This is a genomic window from Streptomyces sp. NPDC058663, assembly GCF_042716745.1.
Taxonomy (GTDB): Bacteria; Actinomycetota; Actinomycetes; order Streptomycetales; family Streptomycetaceae; genus Streptomyces.
Map to the genome: position 1 here is coordinate 40,576 of NZ_JBHXRV010000052.1, position 17,803 is coordinate 58,378.

Below are 17,803 nucleotides of genomic sequence, written 5' to 3' on the forward strand. Positions count from 1 at the left end.
CGTGCGCACGCGTGATCCCGTGGTGCGCGCCGGTGGTCCCGTGGTCCGCGTGCGCGTGATCCCGTGGTCCGCCGACCGATGATTTCCGGGCGGTCCCGCGGTCTACACATCAGCAAGGGGCCATCTGCCGAACGGCACGGGGCAGAGGCGAACGAGCGCCTCCCCCGCACACTCCCCCAGGAGCCGTCCATGACCGCCACAGAGACCCGCACCCTGTCCGTCCCCGGTGCCACGCTGACCTATGACATCCGCGAGAGCGACGGCGGGGGCGGTGGCGACGTCCTGTTCCTGGTCGGCTCGCCCATGGACGCCTCCGGGTTCGCCTCGCTGGCCTCGCACTTCACCGACCGTACGATCGTCACCTACGACCCGCGGGGCGTGAGCCGCAGCACCCGCGACGACGACACGGCCGAGCTGACGCCCGAGGAGCACGCGGCCGACCTGCGGAGCGTCGTCGAGGCGATCGGCGCGGGCCCGGTGGACATGTTCGCCAGCAGCGGCGGCGCGGTCAACGCGCTCGCCCTGGTCGCCGCCCACCCCGGTCTGCTGCGCACCCTCGTCGCCCACGAGCCGCCGGTCGCCCAGGTGCTCCCCGACCGGGAGGCCGCGCTGGAGGTCTGCGCGGACCTCCGGGAGACGTACCTGCGCGAGGGGTTCGGCCCGGCCATGGCGAAGTTCATCGGGGTGACCTCCAGGAAGGGTCCGTTCCCTGCCACCTGGGCGGACGAACCCGCCCCCTCCGCCGCCGACTTCGGCCTGCCCACCGAGGACGACGGCTCGCGCAACGACCCGCTGCTCGGTCAGAACATCCGTGGCTGTACGAGCTACCGGCCCGACTTCCCCGCGCTGCGGGCCGCCGCCACCCGCGTCGTGATCGCGGCGGGCCGGGAGTCCGAGGGCGAGCTCGCGGCCCGTGCCGCGGCCGGTGTGGCGGCGGGCCTGGGCGGCGAGCCGACGGTCTTCCCGAGCCACCACGGCGGCTTCCTGGGCGGCGAGTTCGGCCAGCACGGAGCTCCGGAGGAGTTCGCCAAGGCGCTGCGGCACGTGCTGGACGACGGGAGCTGAGCGCGAGGCCGGAGCCGGGGCGAGCCGAACGCGGGGCTCCGGACGGCGGGAGCCGAACGCGGGGCCGGGGCCGTCGGCGGTTCAGGGGGTCGTCCGCCCCGCCCGCAGCGCGTCCACCGCCAGCCTGGCCGTCGTGCCGATGACCGCGTCCGCCGGGGGCAGCGTCGCCGCCGTACTGGCGGCGCGGGTGAAGACCGCGACGGCGTACCGCCCGCCGTCCGGGTACTCGACGACGCCGACCTCGTTGCGCAGCGTCGGCAGGCTGCCGGTCTTGCCCGCCACGTGGACGTCGTCGAAGGGGAAGCCGGACGCCATCCGATGCGGCCACACCTGGAGCCCGAGCAGCCGCCTCATCGCCGCCCCGTGTGCCGGGGTGGACGCCTCGTCGCGCCAGAGCGCGGCCAGCAGGCCGGTCATGTCGCGGGGGGTGCTGCGGTTGGTGCGGGCCGGGTCGAGGGCGCGCAGGCGCTGGGTGACGTACGGGTCGGCCAGGGCCTGCGCCCCGTCGGGACCCGCGTCCTCGCGGATGGACGCGAAGAGCTCGCCGAAGGTGTGGACGGCGTGGGTGTGGGTGAGGCCGAGGCGGGACGTCGTGCGGTTGACGGCGTCCAGGCCGACCCGGCGCAGCAGGATGTCGGCCGCCGCGTTGTCGCTGACGGACATCATCAGGAAGGCGGTGTCGCGCAGGGACATCCGCACGGGATCGAGCATCGCGCCCATGCCGGTGGGGCCCGCGACCCGGTCGCCGGCGACGCAGTCCGTCTGCTCGGTGAGGTCCAGCTCGCCCGCGGCGGCCCTCTCGTGGAGGGCCACCAGCAGGCAGAGCTTGTGGACGCTCGCGGTGACCACGGGGTGATCGGCGTCCAGGCCGAGTTCCGCGCCGGAGTCGATGTCGCGGGCGTGCAGCCGGCCCACGACGCCGGCCTCGGCGAAGGCCGCGGCGATGCGGCGGCGGTGGAGGGTGGTCGTCACAGTGCCTGCTCCACGGTCTCGGCGGCCCCGCACGGGGGCGAATCGGGCTCGGCGCTCCCGCGCCACGGTGGCGCGTCGGCCCTGGGGGCGCCAGGTACGGGCGCAAGGGCCCTGACGGTCCAGGATGCGGGCGCAAGGGCTATGACGGTCCCCTGCGTGGGGGCCCCAGGTACGGGCGCGCCGGCCCCGGCTGTGTCGGCGGGCGGTGCCGGGGTGGGCGTCGGCCGGGGCGAGGTCCCGGGGCGCGCCCTCACAGCCAGTACTCCGCGGCCGGGCGCAGGTGCAGCGGGCCCGCCGGGAGGTCCGCGCCGACGCCCGCGCCTCTGCGCAACGCCCGCGTCGTCACCTCCGCGAACGAGGCGACCGCCCGGTCCTCGCGCCCGCGCGGCCACGCGACCGAGTGCCGCCAGGCGAGGGGCGCTCCGGCCAGCGGCCGCCAGGTCAGCTCGCCTCCCCAGCCCGGGTTCCGCGCGAGCGCCACGTCCTTGGGCCGGAAGGCAACCGCCTTCGCCGCCGTGATCAGACCGTGGACGAAGGCGGTGCCCTGCCCGTGCCGTACGGCCGGGGGCGTGTAGCCGTTGCGCGCACAGGTCGTCAGCAGGTCGTCAAAGAGAGCGGGGGCGTCGGCCCGGTGGAACATGACCAGGTCGTGCCCGCTGAGCGCGGCCAGCGGCACCTCGTCCAGCGTCGCCGCCGGCGCCTCGCGCGACAGCAGTACGCCCAGCTCCCTGCGGAGCACCGGGCCGAGTTCCAGTCCGCCGACGTCGCAGGGGTGGTGGAGGAGTCCGACGTCCAGGTCGTGCGAGGCGAACTGGGCGAGCTGCTCGGTGGTGGACACCTCGTGCAGTTCCAGTTCGACGTCCGCGTGCAGGGCGCGGAAGCCGGCCAGGATCGCCGCCAGGGTCTCGCCCGCGAGACCCGTCGGAAGGGCGGCCCGCAGCCGTCCGCTCTCACCGTCACGGGCGCGGCGGGCGGTGGCCCGCAACGCCTCGGTGCGGGCCAGCAGTTCGCGGGCGTCATCGAGCAGCAGGGCGCCCGCACGGGTGATCGCCACCTGGCGGCTGGTGCGGTCGAAGAGCCGCACCCCGAGCTCGCGCTCCAGGCGCTGTATGCGCTGCGAAAGAGGCGGCTGGGCCATCCCGAGGCGGGCTGCGGCACGGCCGAAGTGTGACTCTTCTGCAACGGCCACAAAGCACTCCAGGTGCCGGATCAGGTCCACGAGCAGCAACGATATCGCGTCTGTATGGATGTCAGATCAATACTGATCTTGGACATCAGGACCGGAGCGCTGTTCTTCTTCCGCCATGACCTTCTTCCGTGGTTCACGCGGCACGCTCTCCCGCCCTTCCGCGTCCGCACTCGTGTCCGTTCCGCTGTCCGCTCTGCTCGCACTGTCCGCGGCGGGCTGTGCCGGGGCTCCGGCGAAGTCCCAGGAGCCGGCCGCCTCTTCCTCCGCCGCGTCCCGCGCCGCGTCCGCGCCTGCCTCCGACTCCCGCGAGCGGCTGAAGGTGGGTGCCACCGACCGCTCGTACCTGCTGCACCGGCCCGGCGGCGAGCGCCGGGCCCGTCCGCTCGTCCTCGCCTTCCACGGCCGGGGCGAGAACGCCGAGGAGATGCGCGAGCGTGGCAGGCTCGACAAGGCCGCCGGGGCAAAGGGGATGCTGGTCGCGCACCTGGAGGCGCTGGACAAGATGTGGAGCGCGGACACCACGCCCACGCCGCGGCGCCCCGACCCCGGCGTGGACGTCCGGTTCGCCGATGCCCTGGTGGGCGACCTGGTGCGGCGCGGCGAGGCCGACCCGGAACGGGTGTACGCGGTGGGCTTCTCCAACGGGGGCTCCATGGCCCTGCGGATGGCGGCCCAGCGCCCGCGGAAGGTGGCGGGGGCGGTCGCCGTGTCCGGCCAGCTGCCGGTCGGCGTGGCCAAGGAACTCGCCTCGGCCGCGCCCGCGCGGGTTCCCGTGCTGCTCGTGTACGGGGAGAAGGACCCGGTCCGCCCGCTCGCCGGCGTGCCGAACCCGCCGCCGCCGAAGCCGGGCGAGGAGCCGATGACGGCGACGCTCGCCACCCGCACGAGTGCGGAGGCGTTCGCCCGCGCCGCCGGTACGAAGCCGCCGAGGACGGAGGTGCGCAAGGGCTACGACCGGACGTTCTGGGCTCCCGGCACGCCGGGCGGAGCACCCGTCGAGCTCCTGGTGATGCACGGCGCGGGCCACACCTGGCCGGGAGCGAAGGTACCGCCGCCCGCGAACTTCGGGAGCGTCAGCACGGCCCTGGACGCGACGGACACCCTGCTCGACTTCCTCACCCGGCCTCCGTCCCCTGCCGGTGCTCCCGCCCCGTAGGCCCTTCTTCCTGCTCCGGCTCCGGGCGCGCGGACGGCTCCCGCTCCGTCCCCGCGCCCGGAGCCGGCTGCTCGGCGGCCCCCGGCTGCTCCGTCGATTCCTGCGTGCGCAGCCGGTCGAGCCGGGTGACCACCGGGCCCGCCGACACGCCGTGCAGCACCACCGAGACCAGCACGGTGAACGTCACCACCGCCCACAGCTCCTCGGCCGGCACCGGGAAGTCCTGCTCCCCCAGCGCGTACGCCAGGTAGTACAGCGAGCCGATGCCCCGGATGCCGTAGGCGGCGACCACCCAGCGCTCCCTGCCCGGCAGGCTGCCGCCGGTGAGTCCGGCCCAGCCGCTCAGCGGCCGGACCACCAGCAGCACCGCCAGCACGGCCAGCGCGCCCTGCCAGGTCAGCGCGGCGAGCCCGCCGGTCGCGATGAAGGCGCCCAGCAGGAACAGCACGGCCGCGGTGAACAGCCGCTCGATCTGCTCCACGAAGTCGTGCAGGACGTTGTGGTAGCCGTGCGCGCGTTCGGCGGCCCTGATGGTGCAGGCGGTGGTGAACACCGCGAGGAAGCCGTAGCCGCCCGCCAGTTCGGTCACGCCGTACGACAGGAAGGTGGCGGCGAGCGCGACGAAACCCTCCTTGTGGGCGGACAGCCGCAGCACCGGGGAGTTGGGGCGGAAGAGCAGCCACCCCAGCAGGCGGCCGATCAGCAGGCCGCCCAGGACGCCGACGGTGCACTTGAACGCGACGTCCTGGACGGCCCACTTCCCCACCCAGTCCGCGGACCAGCCACTGCCCGCCGCGGCGGCCAGGGCGACGGCGGCGTACGTGAGCGGGAAGGCAAGACCGTCGTTGAGGCCGGCCTCGCTGGTGAGGGCGAAGCGCACCTCGTCCTCGTCGTGCTCGTCGTCCGTGGGCTCGCCCACCCGCACCTCCGAGGCGAGCACCGGGTCGGTGGGGGCGAGGACGGCACCGAGCAGCAGCGCGGCGGCCGGCGGCCAGTCCAGCAGCCACCACGCCAGCAGGGCGGTGCCCACGACGGTCAGCGGCATGGTGAGGCCGAGCAGCCGCCAGGTGGTGCCCCAGCGGCGCCGGCCGACCGGCCTGTTGAGCGCGAGGCCGGCGCCCATCAGCGCGATGATCACCACGACCTCGGTGAGGTGCTCGGTCACCAGCCGGTTCTGCACCGGATCGACGTCCGGCAGCGGGAGCGGCAGCAGGTACACGCAGAAGCCGCCCGCCAGGAACACCAGCGGCAGCGACAGCGGGCGCCCGGACAGCGCCCGCGGCAGCACGGCCGCGAGCAGTGCGCCCGCGCCGAGCGCCGCGAACACCGCGTCGGAGAGCGTCATCGCGCGCCCCGGCGGGCAGTGGGCTGTCCCCGCCGATGGTCGCGTGCCGGGTGGCCCCGGCCGGTCACAGGCTGTCCCCGCCGGCGGTCTCGTGCTGCCGGGTGGCCCGGGCCGGTCACAGGTTGTCCCGGGGAACGGTCTCGTTCCAGGTGGCGGAGAACACCCTGCGGTCTCCTTCGTAGCCGTCCAGTGTCGCGTCGACGAGGAACTCGTGCTCCGTGCAGTGCAGTTCGGTGCGGGTCTCCACCCGTACGTCCCAGTCGTCGCGGGTGAAGCGCATCGTCCAGGCGGTTTCGCCGCCGACGGAGGTGAAGTCGTCGGCATGCGCGGTGTAGCGCTCCTCCGCGCGCAGCCCGGTGTCGAGTCCGATGTCGTCGATGCGCACGGTGCCCCGGTCCTTGACGATCTCCAGGGTGGAGCCGTATCCGATCAGGTCGCGACGGACCTCCCAGCGTTCCTCCGGCGGGCTGAGCCGGGTGCTGGGCAGCGGGGTGCAGCCCTCGGGTTCGCCGAAGGGCCGGCGCGGAAGCTCGTCCGGTTCCGAGGCGGGGCGTACCGGCAGGGTGAGCGTGCTGGTGCCCTCGTACACGCTCAGCAGAGCCGGGCGGGGCGGCGGCCAGGCCAGCGGCCAGTACGACGTCGACAGCGAGAGCCGGATGCGGTGGCCCGGCGGGAACGCCTGGGCGACGCCGTTGAGCTGGACCTTCGCCCGGTAGCGGCGGCCCGGCTCGACCGGTTCGGGTTCTCCGGTGCCCGCGCGGTGGGCCAGGTTGAGCAGGCCGTAGGTGACGCGGGTGGCGCTGCCGTCCGGGGCGACGTCGGAGATGCGCGCGGCGATGGTGGCGACGGGTTCGCTGACGGTGAGGTCGAGTTCGACGGTCGGGGCGCCGAGGATCTCGACGCTCTCCGTCAGCGGTTCGGTGTCGAAGACGAGCGAGCCGCCGTCTTCCTCGCGCTGGTCGTAGGGCAGGTCGGGGGGCGCGTTGTAGGACGCCCACTTGCCCGCGAACTGGCCCACCGAGAGCGGCGACTGCACCGTCATGGGCTCTCCTTCGCCCTCCGGAGCGGTCCCTTCGGCGGCGATGCGGTGCCGCAGCAGGGGGTGGCTGACGGGGGTGATGTGCGGGGAGGGCCAGGACGGTTCGCCGACCCAGCGGCCGGGGCGCTCCTCGTAGGCGGTGGAGGGCGGCACGCTCTCCTGCATCCAGGCCTGCAGCATCGGGCCGTCCGTGGCGCCGTTGTCGACGCCCTTGAGCCAGTGGTCCCACCAGCGGACGACTTCCTGGAGGTAGCCGATGGCGGGTCCCGGTTCACCCAGGTGGGGGTACTTGTGGGACCAGGGCCCGATCAGTCCCTTGCGGGGGACGTCGAGGTGTTCCAGGACGCGGGTGACGGCGTTGGAGTAGCCGTCGGCCCAGCCGCTGGAGGCGAGCACCGGCACCTGAACGGCGGAGTAGTCCTCGCAGACGGAGGCCTGCCGCCAGTAGTCGTCGCGGCGCTGGTGGCGCAGCCAGTTGAGGATCCACGGACGGGTGTGCTCCATCCGCTCCCGCCACATCTCTCGCCAGCGGTCGCCGACGACGGCCGGGTCGGGCGGGCAGGTGGCGTAGGCGAACATGGTGCCCGCCTCGGCGAGGTTGTCGGAGAGCATGGCGCCGCCCATGTAGTGCATGTCGTCGGCGTAGCGGTCGTCGGTGAAGGAGGCGAGGACGACGGCACGCAGCGACGGAGGGCGGCGGGCGGCGGCCTGGAGTGCGGCGAAGGCGCCCCAGGAGATGCCCATCATGCCGGTGTTCCCGTCGCACCAGGGCTGCTCGGCGAGCCAGGCCAGGACGTCCTCGGCGTCGGTCTGCTCGACCTCCAGGTACTCGTCGGCAAGCACGCCCTCGGAGTCCCCCGTGCCGCGCAGGTCGACGCGTACGCAGGCGTAGCCGTGGCCCGCCATGTACGGGTGGTGGATCGAGTCGCGTACGGCGGACAGGTCGCGCTTGCGGTAGGGGATGTACTCCAGGACCGCCGGGACGGGCTCCTCGTCGGAGGAGACCGGGCGCCAGATCCGGGCGGAGAGGCGGGTGCCGTCCCGGGCGGGGACGACGTGTTCCTCCTCCTTGGTGGCGTACGGCAGGTTGCTCACATAGCGCATGCGGTGCGGCCGCTCCTTTCGGTCTGCGGGCTCTCGTGCGGTGGGGCGGTGGGCCGGTTCAGTGGTTCTTCAGGCCCTGGCCGCCGGGCCGGGTGTCCGTGAAGTCCAGGCCGAGGGCGGCCACGCAGCGGTCGTACTTGGCGCGGATGTCCTCCTCACTGTCGCCGCCGGTGAAGATGTGCGCGAGTTCGTAGCTGTAGCTGTCCTGCTGTTCGGTGTCGGAGAGCCGCTGTCCCTCGGCGGGGACGATGTCGACCCGCACGCCCGGGATCTCCCGCTCGATCCGCGCCAGGTCCTCGGGGCCCGGCGCCTGGCGCACGGTGCCGTCGGCGAACCACCGGTAGTACCACTTGGCGGCGACCTTGTAGGGGCCCTGACGGTGCGGGAGCGCCGGGTCGCGGCCGAGGGCGAGGGCGAGCATGCAGTGGTGGTTGGGCACGCCGTCGACGTACTCGAAGAGCTCGGCGTGCGACTGGGAGTGCCGGGGGTTGATCTCCAGCAGGTTGAGCGCGTCCTCCTGCGGGTCGTAGAAGTACTCGATGCTGAAGGTGGCGTTGTCCATGCCGATCTGGCGCATCACCCGCCCGGACACGTCGTGCAGCCGGCGGATCACCGGCTCGGGGAGCGCGGAGGGGTACTGGTGGCGCAGGAAGCTGGAGGACCCGGGGTAGTTGATGGAGTCGAGGACGCCGTAGACGGTGACCTCACCCTGGTGCACATAGCCCTCGACGGCGACCTGGACGCCGGTGAGGGTCTCCTCGGCGAGGCAGACCCTGCCGCCCACGCCCGCCATCTCCTCGGGCAGGTCGAGCCGGTCGAGGATGTCCTCGAAGGGGCGGCCCACCCTGGCCACTCCCCCGCGTATCTCGCCGACGGCCTCCTGGAACGCGGCCAGGTCCTTCACGCCGAAGGCGAGTTCGGAGGAGTACGAGAGGGCCGGCTTGACCCACATGGGGAAGCGCATGCCCTCGGGCGGCTGCGGGTCCGCGCTCTCCATGTCCACCCGCCCGAACCGGGGGTGCTCGTCGACGGCCTTCGCCTGCTCCAGCCGGCTCCAGTACTTGTGCTCGCACTTGACGACCGACTCGAGGCTCGTGCTGCGGGTGCCGTACCGCTCGCTCAGGATCGGGACGAGGGTGCTCACAGGGAAGTCCCAGTAGCCGACGATCGCGTCGATGGGGCCGTCGAAGGCGTCCAGGATGCCTTCCGCCTTCGCGAGCAGCTCAGGGACCGAGACCTCGCCGCTCTGGAGCTCCTCGATGGTGAGCAGGGGGTGGAAGCGGTAGGTGTCGGCGTGCGGCACCGCGCGCAGGGTCGGCAGATTGGCCTCGTCGAGGCCGATCACGAAGACGTTCTTGATGGCGGTGTGCTCGCCGTTGTCGTTGTCGCCGTGCTTCAACGGGGACGCCTCCAGAGGGTCGGGGGAAGTTCTGTCCGGGTTGTCATGGTCGGCTTCCTCGTACGGCCGGATTCATACGTGGGAATTCCGATGCGCCACTCTGTGCGTTCGTCCGCTGACATGCTGGTGCCGTGCAGAAACCCGGATCCGTCACGCCCGGCGCGCCCTCCGGCGTGCGCCTGCCGTTGCTCACCCAGGAGTGGCTCGATCTCGCCTTCGTCCACTGGGCCGTCGCGCCAAAGACCGTGGCGCGGCTGCTGCCGCGCGGCACGGTGCCCGACACGCACGAGGGCCTCACCTACGTCGGGCTGGTCGCGTTCCGCATGCACCGGGTGGGCTGGCTCGGGCTGCCCGGTGTGCCGTACCTCGGGAACTTCCCGGAGACCAATGTGCGGCTGTACTCGGTGGACGCGCACGGGCGGCGCGGCGTGGTCTTCCTGTCGATGGACGCGGCGCGGCTCCTCCCGGTGGTACTGGGACGGGTGGGCTTCCGGCTGCCGTACCTGTGGTCGCGGATGTCGGTGCGCACCACCGGCGACCGGGTGACCTACACCAGTGCCCGCCGGTGGCCGGGACCGCGCGGCGCCCGCAGCCGGATCACCGTACGGCCCGGTGAACCCCTCGCGGAGCCAAGCGGGTTGGAGCACTTCCTGACCGCCCGCTGGGGGATGCACAACGCGTTCTTCGGCGGCACCGCGGCGTTTCTGCCGAACGAGCATCCGCGCTGGCCGCTGCATCGCGCCGAGCTGCTCGACTGCGAGGAGGACCTGATCACCTCGGCGGGTCTGCCCGCACCGGCCGGGCCGCCCGTCAGTGTCCTGTACTCGCCGGGGGTGCCGGTCCGTCTCGGCCGTCCGGCCCGCCGTACGGACGCCCCTGCCCCGTGACGGTTCCCCTTCGTTCCTCGGCATGCGTCGTCTTCTCCCGATGATCAGCTCAACCCTCCTGGAATGTTCGTGGTCTTGCTGAGCGGGTGCACAGACGTCACAGGCACCGCACAGCCCGCACAGAACGGGCACGGGCATCGAGCAGAGGGGCCGACATGCGCTTGACGAACACCACACGGGCCGGGGCCGCGGGGCTGCTGGCGGCAGCGGTGGCCACCACCGCCTTCACCGTCCCGGCGGCCCACGCGTCTCCCCCGTCCACGACCCGGGCCACGGCCGTCACGGACCGGGGTCACGAGTCGACCCGGCGCGCGATGGAGGCGCTCGTGGCGGGCGGGCTGCCGGGCATCACCGTGCAGACCCGGGACGACCGGGGGACCTGGAAGTCGGCCGCGGGCGTGGGCGACATGCGGACGGGTGCACCGCGTGGCAAGGACGACCGGTTCCGGGTCGCCAGCGTCACCAAGATGTTCGTGTCCACCGTCCTGCTCCAGCTGGAGGCGGAGGGCAGGCTCGACCTCGACGACACGGTGGACCGCTGGCTCCCCGGCATGGTCCGGGGCAACGGCAACGACGGCCGGAAGATCAAGGTCCGTCAGCTCCTCAACCACAGCAGCGGCCTCTTCGACTACCTCGCGGACGAGGAGTACCTCCGGACGTACATGGTCGGCGAGGGCTTCCTCGAGCACCGTTACGACACCCTGCCGCCCGCCAAGCACGTGAAGGTGGCACTCTCCCACCCGCCGCTCTTCGAGCCCGGCGACCGCCACTCGTACTCGAACACCAACTACATCCTGGCCGGACTGATCATCGAGAAGGTGAGCGGCCGGTCCTACGAGTCCCAGGTGCGCCACCGCATCATCGGCCCGCTCGGCCTGAAGGGCACGTCGAACCCCGGCAACAGCAGCCGCATGCCGCGGCCCAGCAGTCGCGCGTACGCGAAGCTCTTCGCCGAGAAGCCCGACCGGATCGACGACGTCACCGAGTTCAACGGCTCACAGGGCTGGGCGGACGGCGACATCATCTCCACCACCGGCGACCTGAACCGCTTCGTCCGCGCCCTGGTACGCGGCAAGCTCCTCCCGCCGGAGCAACTGAAGGCGATGAAGACCACGCTCCCCACGCCGCAGGCCCCGTCGGAGGGGTACGGCCTTGGCCTCATGACGATGACGACCAGCTGCGGCACGGTGCTCTGGGGCCACGGAGGCCACACCATCGGGTCGTTGACGCTGGTCCTGACCACCGAGGACGGGCGCAGGCAGCTGACTCTCAACACCAATGGCGACTGGCAGGCGCAGCCCCTCATGGACGTGATGAACGCGGAGTTCTGTCCGTCGAAGCCGTCACGGCGCACCGTTCCGCGAGGCGCACCCGCTCAGTCGGCCCTCCGCAGGTAGGCGTCGACGGTCGCCGTGATCGCCTTGGTGTAGCGGGCGATTCCCGGTGAGTGCACCGGGCACGGCTGCGGTTTCGAGGTGGTCGGCGCCTGGCAGAAGTGCAGGGGGTCGTCGTCCCTGTGCATCTCCGCGAGCCCGTTCCGGCAGTCGCCGGCGCGGGCGCGCTCCTCGCCGGTGCAGGGCAGCCGCTGCTGCCAGACGTACCGCCCGGCCTCACCGCTCACCGCCCGTCCCGCGTCGGAGACCGAGTCACCGGTGGCCGATGCCTGCGCCCGGTAGAGGTCGTTGACGCGCCGGGTGCGGTCGGCCGAGAAGGCGTCCGGGCCCTGGAGCACCCAGACGATCCGGGGCCGGGGGATTCCGGCGGACCTGGCCGCCGCCGCGATCTGCGCGGTGAGGGTGTCGGCGTCCTTCGCGTACCGCTCGTAGTACGGGGCACTGCCCTGGGGGATGTTGTCCATGCACGGGGTGTATCCCCAGGCGTTGCCCCAGAACTGGAGGACGACGACGCGCGGCCGGTGCGTCGTGACCAGGGCCGCCGCCTTGTCCTGGGGCGGTACGAGGGAGTCGACAGCCCGGCCGCTCAGGTAGTCGCACAGTGTGGTGCCGGAGTAGGGCGCGCTGTGAACCGTCGCCCGGCCGGTGTCGCCCAGCCGCTTGCCGAGCACCCGCTGGCTCTCCATGGCGAGGGAGTCCCCGAGGTACAGCACGGGGTACTTCTGCCGGGGGCGGGGCCGCGCCTTCGGGGTTTTGCGGGTGGGGTCCGCCGGGCCGGTCCGGGGCTCCTTCGTGACCCCCGCCGCGTCCTTCGCGGAGTCGGAGTCGGAGGCAGACGGCTGCGGCGGCTCCGGCCGTGCGGCGGCGACGGCGCCGGGTCCCGGCGGATCGTAGGCGGACACGTCCGGGGCTTCTGTGCACCCGGTGGTCCACAGCAGGGTGAGGACGGCGACCGCCGCGGCGTACCGCAGCCGCGTCATCCGGCGAACCGTTCCGCGTACGCCTGGACCGGCGGGACGGGCGAGGGCGCGGTCATGCCCACCGACCGGAATTCGGCGGTGCCGGGCACGGCCGCCACATCGTTGAGGTACGGTGCCGTCGCCGCGCCGGCGGGGCCCCGTACGGCGGCCCAGGTGGCGCCCGCCCGGTGCAGATAGGTGCTGCGGGTCTGGTCGCGGTAGTTCCAGCCGGAGATCCACGCCGCGCGGTCCTGGGCGTCGGCGGCGATGCCGGTCAGCGCGCCGACGTGGAATCCCGGGTCGTTCAGGGTCCAGGCGGTGCCGTCGAAGTGTGCCAGGACGGGGCTGCCCGGCCGGCCGGGCGGCCCGCCGATCCCGGCTTCCGTGCCGACCGCCCAGATGTCGTCCGGTGCGGCGGCGTGCACGTCACCGATGCTCAGCCGGAGCCCCCCGAGGGTCGGCAGCACGGTCCACTTCCCGTTCCAGCGGGCGACGAAGCCGGACCAGCCCCCGCCGGTGGCCAGGTCTCCGCAGACCCACACTTCGCCGGGGGCGCCGCGTACGACCCGGTACAGGTTGGCGTTCGCGGCGGGCAGCGGGGCGAGCCACTGCCAGGAGGTGCCGTCCTTGTGCAGCAGTGCGGCCGAGCCGCCCCGGCTGCCGCTCGCCCACACCCGCCCGTCGCAGTCCATCGCCACCGAGTGCAGCCGGACGTCGGGCTCCGTGCTGCCGGGGAACGCGGCCTCGCGCCAGGTGGTGCCGTCCCAGCGCAGCAGCGGGCCGGCGCCTGCGGCGGGCAGGCCGACGCACCAGGCGGAGGTGGCGCTGATCCCCGCGACGTCGTTGAACCTGCCGGTGTAGTGGAGGTGGGAAAGGTCGGTCTGGACCCAGCCGCTGCCGTTCCAGTGCACGGCCAGCGCCTGGCCCTGCGAGGGGCCGCTGCGGCCCTGCTCGCCGACGGCCCAGGCCGCGGCGGGCCCGGCGACGGCGATCCGGCGCAGCTGCGCGGCGGGGACACCGCCGGGCACCGGCAGGGACTGCCACTCCTGCGCCGGGCCGGCCGGCGCACCGGCCCTCGCCTCTCCCGAAGCCAGCACGGCGGCGGGCAGCGCTCCGGCCATCGCAGCCAGTAATCGCCTTCTGTTCATTCGGGGCCGCCTTCCCAGCGCTCGTCCGCACACGGAGAAAGGACCACCCTGGACCGTGCGGGCGCCGGGATCTAGATACCTGGGTGACAAATTCACGGCCGGCCCCGCCGCTGTGCGGCCGTGCGGACGGGCCGCGGGACGGACCGGACTCAGGCCGGGAACAGGACGCGCCGGAGCCAGCGGGTCCGGGTGTCGCGGGCCTCCTGGCTGAGCACCGCACGCGGGGCGTGGGTGTCGAAGCCGTGGAAGGCGCCGGGCCAGACGTGCAGTTCGGCCCGGCCGCCGGACCGCCAGAGCGTCTGGGCGTAGGCCACCACCTCGTCCCTGAGGGTCTCGGCAGAACCGACGTCGAGGTAGGCGGGGGGCAGAGCGGAGAGGTCGGTGGCGCGGGCGGGTGCCGCGTGCGCGGGCAGGTCCGCGGCGCCGTACCTGTCGCCCAGGTAGGCCTGCCAGGCGGTGGCGCCGGAGGTGCGGTCCCAGGTGTCGGTGCCGTCCATCTGACTGCTGGAGAAGGTGTGGCCCCGGTCGTCGAGCATCGGGCACAGCAGCAGTTGCCCGGCCGGGGCCCTTTCGCCGCGGTCGCGGGTGCGCAGGGCGAGCGCCGCGGCGAGTCCGCCTCCGGCGCTCTTGCCGCCGACGACGACGCGGTCCTGGTCGATGCCGAGCGCGCCGGCGTGGCTGCGGACCCAGCCGAGTCCGGCGGCGCAGTCCTCCAGCGCGCCGGGGTAGCGCGTGCCCGGCGCCAGCCGGTACTCGGCGGAGACCACTGCGAGCCCCAGCGGCGCGGCCCACTCGCGCAGCAGCCGCGGCAGCACGGACCACGCGTTGCCGCTGACCAGTCCGCCGCCGTGCAGGTAGTACAGCAGGGGCAGTTCTCCGGTGCTCGCCGCGGGCCTGGCGCTGACGAGCGTGACGTCGGGAGCGCCGGAGAGTCCCGGTACCCGTATTTCCGCCACCTCGAATCGGCCGCCGTCGCAGAGGTCATCGACCGTCGGCCGGGGTCGGGTTGCGGCGTCCCGCGCCTGCCGGGCGGCGAGGTTCTCCGGGGTGAGGGGGCCGCCCGCTGCCCCGGCAAATGCCGCGAGCACCGCACCCAGCTCGGGGTCGAGCGGCGGCACCGGGGCCGGCTTCACGACGGAGTGCCCGGACGCGCCCGGCGGTGACGGCCGGTGCTCCCGGCCGCCACCTCTGTGCGGGGCTTCGTCGACGTATCCGTGCGGGGCTCCGTCACGGGGGTCGTGCGGGACTTCGCGCAGAACTCCGATCGGGGCTCCGTACGAAGCGGGAACGCGTGCGTCAGGTCCATGTGCCATGGTCTCACCGGGCGTGCGCGGGGGCCGCGGCCTCCCAGGCGAAACCGTCCGGGTCGGTGAAGTCCGCAGCGGCGCCGCCGAGTACGAGCCGGTGCGCAGCGGTGCCTTCAGGGGTGACGCCGACGTCCTTGGCCAGTGCCTTGTGCCGGTACAGCGCGAGCTTGACCTGGCCGCCGCCCGCCTCGAACTCGACGTACCTGCTGCCGAAGCTCCTCGCGACGGCGAGGCCCCGGCCCGCGTAGAACTTCTTGCTGGCGGCCACGTCGGCGACGCCCAGCAGAAGCACGATGTCGTCGATGCGGCGGGTGGCGGGGCCGGTGTTCTTCTTCGCCGAGGTCGCGATCTTCCAGATCGTCCCGTCCGGGGCCCGCAGGACGGCGCCGTAGCCCCAGAGGGACTTGGCGGCGGGCTTCAGAACGGTCGCCCCGGCGCCGAGCGCACTCTCGGTGAAGCTGTCGACGTCGGCCGGCTGCGGGACGGTGAGCGCGAGGACGAAGCCGCGGAATCCGGTCGTGGGTGCTGCCTCCGCCGCCCGCAGCCGCAGCTGCGGGCCGGGACCGAAGGCGGTCGAGTAGAAGAGTTCGGCGGCGGCGGTGTCGGCCACCTCAAGGGTGACGGATGCGATGTTTTCCATGCCCCTCACGCTAGGTGCGACCAGGTCACCGGTGCTTCTCGAATCCTGATCGCCTCACCGGCTGTTCGCCTCACCGCCCGCTGCCGCACCGGCTGTTCGGCGCCCCGGCCCGGACGGCCCGGGGCCCGGCGCGTGCGGGGTCGTCCTCGCACGGGCCGGGCGGCTGGGGGGTGGGCGCGCCGGAGGGGCCGGCGCGCCACGGAGGGGTGTAGAGGGTTACGGGAGGGCGTGGATGGTTACGGCAGGTTGTGGACGTGCGGGCCGACCGCGTTCGACCAGGCGTTGCCCGCGGTCGCGTCCCAGTTGGTGGACCAGGTCATCGCGCCGCGCAGGCCCGGGTAGGTTCTGGCGGGCCTGAAGGTGCCGCATCCTGTGCCCTTGGTGAGGCAGTCCAGGGCGTTGTTGACGATCGACGGGGAGACGTAGCCGCTTCCCGCGCCGCGGGTCGAGGCGGGGACGCCGAGGCCGACCTGGGAGGCGTCGAGGCCGCCTTCGAGCTGGATGCAGGCGAGCGCGGTGAGGAAGTCGACCGAGCCCTGGCTGTACACCTTGCCGTCGCAGCCCAGCATCGAACCGCTGTTGTAGTACTGCATGTTGACGACGGTCAGGATGTCCTTCACGGCCAGTGCGGTCTTGAAGTACTCGGTGCCGGTGGACTGCATGTCGATGGTCTGCGGCGCCATGGTCAGGACCATGTTCGCGCCCGCCTTGGCGGACAGCTGGCGCAGGGCCTTGGTCAGGTAGGTCGAGTTGATGCCGTGTTCGAGGTCGATGTCGACGCCGTTGAAGCCGTACTCCTGCATGAGCTGGTACGCGCTGTTGGCGAACGCGGTCGCGGAGGCGTCACTGTTGATGGTGACGTTGCCCTTCTCGCCGCCCACCGAGATGATCACGGACTTGCCCGCCCCCTTCTTCGCGGCGATGTCCGCCTTGAAGTCGGCGACATTGGTGTAGCCCACCGCCGGGTCGAGGTTGAAGACGATCTGGCCGGGCGTGGCCGTGGAGTCCGCGAAGGAGACGGCGATGATGTCGTACTGGGCCTGGACGTCGCGCAGCTTCTGGACGGCCGCGCCGTTGTTGAAGTTCTGCCAGTAGCCGGTCAGGGCGTGCTTGGGGACGTTCGGGTTCGGGATGGTGCTGCCCTTCGACGTGCGGCCGCTGACGGTCGCGGACTTGGCGGATTCGCCCGCCGCGTTGGCCGCGCTGACCTGGAAGTCGTAGGCGGTGTCGGCGGCCAGTCCGGTCACCGTCGCCGAAGTGCCGTTCACCGTCTGCACCTTCGTACCGCCGCGGTAGACGTGGTACGAGGTGGCGCCGGAGACGGCGGACCAGGACAGGGCCAGCGAGGACGTCGTGGGGCTGCCGACGGTGAGGCCCGCGGGGGTGGCGGGGATGCCGGGCTCGGGGTCGGTGCCGCCGCCACCGTCGGGGCCGAAGACGGACACGTCGTCGACGTAGTAGGCGCTCTGGCCGTACCAGCCGTGGGTGTAGACGGTGACGGACTTGGTGTCCGGACCCGCCTTGAAGGTGGTGGTGAGCTGCTTCCAGTCGGTGGAGCCCGGCGACCAGGTGGACACGTCGGTGGTGCCGGTGCCGCTCGCGCCGAGGTAGGCGTAGCCGCCCTGCGTCCAGGCGGAGAGCGTGTAGGTCGCGCCGGGCTTGACGGCGACGGTCTGCGTACACCGGGCGTTGTCGTGGCCCGCGGGGGTGCCCCTGAGGGCGGCGGTGCCCCCGTGGACCGGGCTGCTGACCGAACTTCCGGCGCTACATGTCCAGTTGGCGAGACCGGACTCGAAGCCGGCGTTCTTGGCGACGTTGAGGTCGGCGGCCTGCGCGGCGGGCGCGGTGGCCATGCCGACGGCGAGGAGGGCGACGGCGGTCAGGGCGGCGGAGAAGGCGGCGCGCCGTCTGGCGGGAGGGTGCGGGCGGTCCACGGGGTGCCTCCGGGGGGAAGAGGTGGGGGGAGAGGACGGGGATACGGTGGCCACCGTTGGTGGAGCAATCTGGTCCAGACCATTCGGGTTGTCAAGACCTCTGGCATAGGTCGGGCGATGGTCTTGCGGGAGAAGGAAACGCGGCGGCCGGCCCCCCGCGGCCCGCCGCCGTCCGGCCGCCGCATGCCGCCGCCCGGCCCCCCGCGCCGGCGCCTGGCCCCCGCCCCCCACCAAGCAACGGCGGGCGCGCGCCACCGCCCCCCTC

At 73.1% G+C, this 17,803-nt stretch carries 14 protein-coding genes; 4 read left to right on the forward strand and 10 right to left on the reverse strand.

Annotated elements, in window-relative coordinates; all coding sequences use genetic code 11:
* The first annotated feature begins 189 nt into the window (after positions 1-189).
* Complete coding sequence (locus ACFWVV_RS30860; protein WP_384345223.1) at positions 190-1,065, forward strand: alpha/beta fold hydrolase; 876 nt, start codon at positions 190-192, stop codon at positions 1,063-1,065.
* Positions 1,066-1,146: 81 nt separating this feature from the next.
* Here the strand turns inward: ACFWVV_RS30860 and ACFWVV_RS30865 are convergent, their stop codons facing one another.
* Together ACFWVV_RS30865 and ACFWVV_RS30870 are read right to left on the reverse strand one after the other, a co-directional pair.
* Entirely contained in the window at positions 1,147-2,037 is an 891-nt protein-coding gene (locus ACFWVV_RS30865; protein ID WP_384345226.1) for a serine hydrolase, read from the reverse strand.
* Positions 2,038-2,287: 250 nt separating this feature from the next.
* On the reverse strand, positions 2,288-3,226 hold the full coding sequence (locus ACFWVV_RS30870) for a LysR family transcriptional regulator (protein WP_384345229.1): 939 nt from the start codon (positions 3,224-3,226) through the stop codon (positions 2,288-2,290).
* A 115-nt stretch (positions 3,227-3,341) separates the two neighbouring features.
* Between ACFWVV_RS30870 and ACFWVV_RS30875 the strand changes: the two genes are divergently transcribed.
* Positions 3,342-4,382, forward strand: a complete 1,041-nt coding sequence (locus tag ACFWVV_RS30875; RefSeq protein WP_384345232.1) for an alpha/beta hydrolase family esterase — start codon at positions 3,342-3,344, stop codon at positions 4,380-4,382.
* Here the strand turns inward: ACFWVV_RS30875 and ACFWVV_RS30880 are convergent.
* The 3 genes from ACFWVV_RS30880 to ACFWVV_RS30890 form a co-directional block, all read right to left on the reverse strand.
* A complete protein-coding gene (locus tag ACFWVV_RS30880; RefSeq protein WP_384345234.1) occupies positions 4,342-5,727 on the reverse strand; it encodes a cation:proton antiporter in 1,386 nt (461 codons plus the stop codon). The two genes, ACFWVV_RS30875 and ACFWVV_RS30880, sit on opposite strands and share 41 nt — an antisense overlap.
* A 115-nt stretch (positions 5,728-5,842) precedes the next feature.
* Positions 5,843-7,870 carry a CocE/NonD family hydrolase gene (locus ACFWVV_RS30885; RefSeq protein ID WP_384345236.1) on the reverse strand — a complete coding sequence of 676 codons (2,028 nt, stop codon included), beginning with the start codon at positions 7,868-7,870 and terminating at the stop codon, positions 5,843-5,845.
* 58 nt (positions 7,871-7,928) lie between these two features.
* Positions 7,929-9,269 carry an acetyl-CoA carboxylase biotin carboxylase subunit family protein gene (locus ACFWVV_RS30890; protein WP_384345238.1) on the reverse strand — a complete coding sequence of 447 codons (1,341 nt, stop codon included), beginning with the start codon at positions 9,267-9,269 and terminating at the stop codon, positions 7,929-7,931.
* Positions 9,270-9,400: 131 nt separating this feature from the next.
* Between ACFWVV_RS30890 and ACFWVV_RS30895 the strand changes: the two genes are divergently transcribed.
* Both ACFWVV_RS30895 and ACFWVV_RS30900 read left to right on the forward strand, forming a co-directional pair.
* Positions 9,401-10,156: a YqjF family protein gene (locus tag ACFWVV_RS30895; RefSeq protein WP_384345240.1), complete on the forward strand. Its 756-nt coding sequence runs from the start codon at positions 9,401-9,403 to the stop codon at positions 10,154-10,156.
* A gap of 155 nt (positions 10,157-10,311) precedes the next feature.
* The gene (locus ACFWVV_RS30900) at positions 10,312-11,553 is read left to right on the forward strand and encodes a serine hydrolase domain-containing protein (RefSeq protein ID WP_384345242.1); all 1,242 of its coding nucleotides are present in this window, start codon (positions 10,312-10,314) and stop codon (positions 11,551-11,553) included.
* Here the strand turns inward: ACFWVV_RS30900 and ACFWVV_RS30905 are convergent.
* From ACFWVV_RS30905 to ACFWVV_RS30925, 5 genes are all read right to left on the reverse strand, one after another.
* The gene (locus tag ACFWVV_RS30905) at positions 11,532-12,530 is read right to left on the reverse strand and encodes an SGNH/GDSL hydrolase family protein (RefSeq protein ID WP_384345245.1); all 999 of its coding nucleotides are present in this window, start codon (positions 12,528-12,530) and stop codon (positions 11,532-11,534) included. The two genes, ACFWVV_RS30900 and ACFWVV_RS30905, sit on opposite strands and share 22 nt — an antisense overlap.
* Positions 12,527-13,657 carry a hypothetical protein gene (locus ACFWVV_RS30910; protein ID WP_384345248.1) on the reverse strand — a complete coding sequence of 377 codons (1,131 nt, stop codon included), beginning with the start codon at positions 13,655-13,657 and terminating at the stop codon, positions 12,527-12,529. Before ACFWVV_RS30910 ends, ACFWVV_RS30905 begins: the two co-directional genes overlap by 4 nt.
* Before the next feature lie 149 nt (positions 13,658-13,806).
* Positions 13,807-14,970: an alpha/beta hydrolase gene (locus ACFWVV_RS30915; RefSeq protein ID WP_384345250.1), complete on the reverse strand. Its 1,164-nt coding sequence runs from the start codon at positions 14,968-14,970 to the stop codon at positions 13,807-13,809.
* 4 nt (positions 14,971-14,974) lie between these two features.
* On the reverse strand, positions 14,975-15,604 hold the full coding sequence (locus tag ACFWVV_RS30920) for a glyoxalase (protein WP_384345253.1): 630 nt from the start codon (positions 15,602-15,604) through the stop codon (positions 14,975-14,977).
* 236 nt (positions 15,605-15,840) lie between these two features.
* A complete protein-coding gene (locus ACFWVV_RS30925; RefSeq protein WP_384345255.1) occupies positions 15,841-17,538 on the reverse strand; it encodes a chitinase in 1,698 nt (565 codons plus the stop codon).
* Positions 17,539-17,803 lie beyond the last annotated feature (265 nt).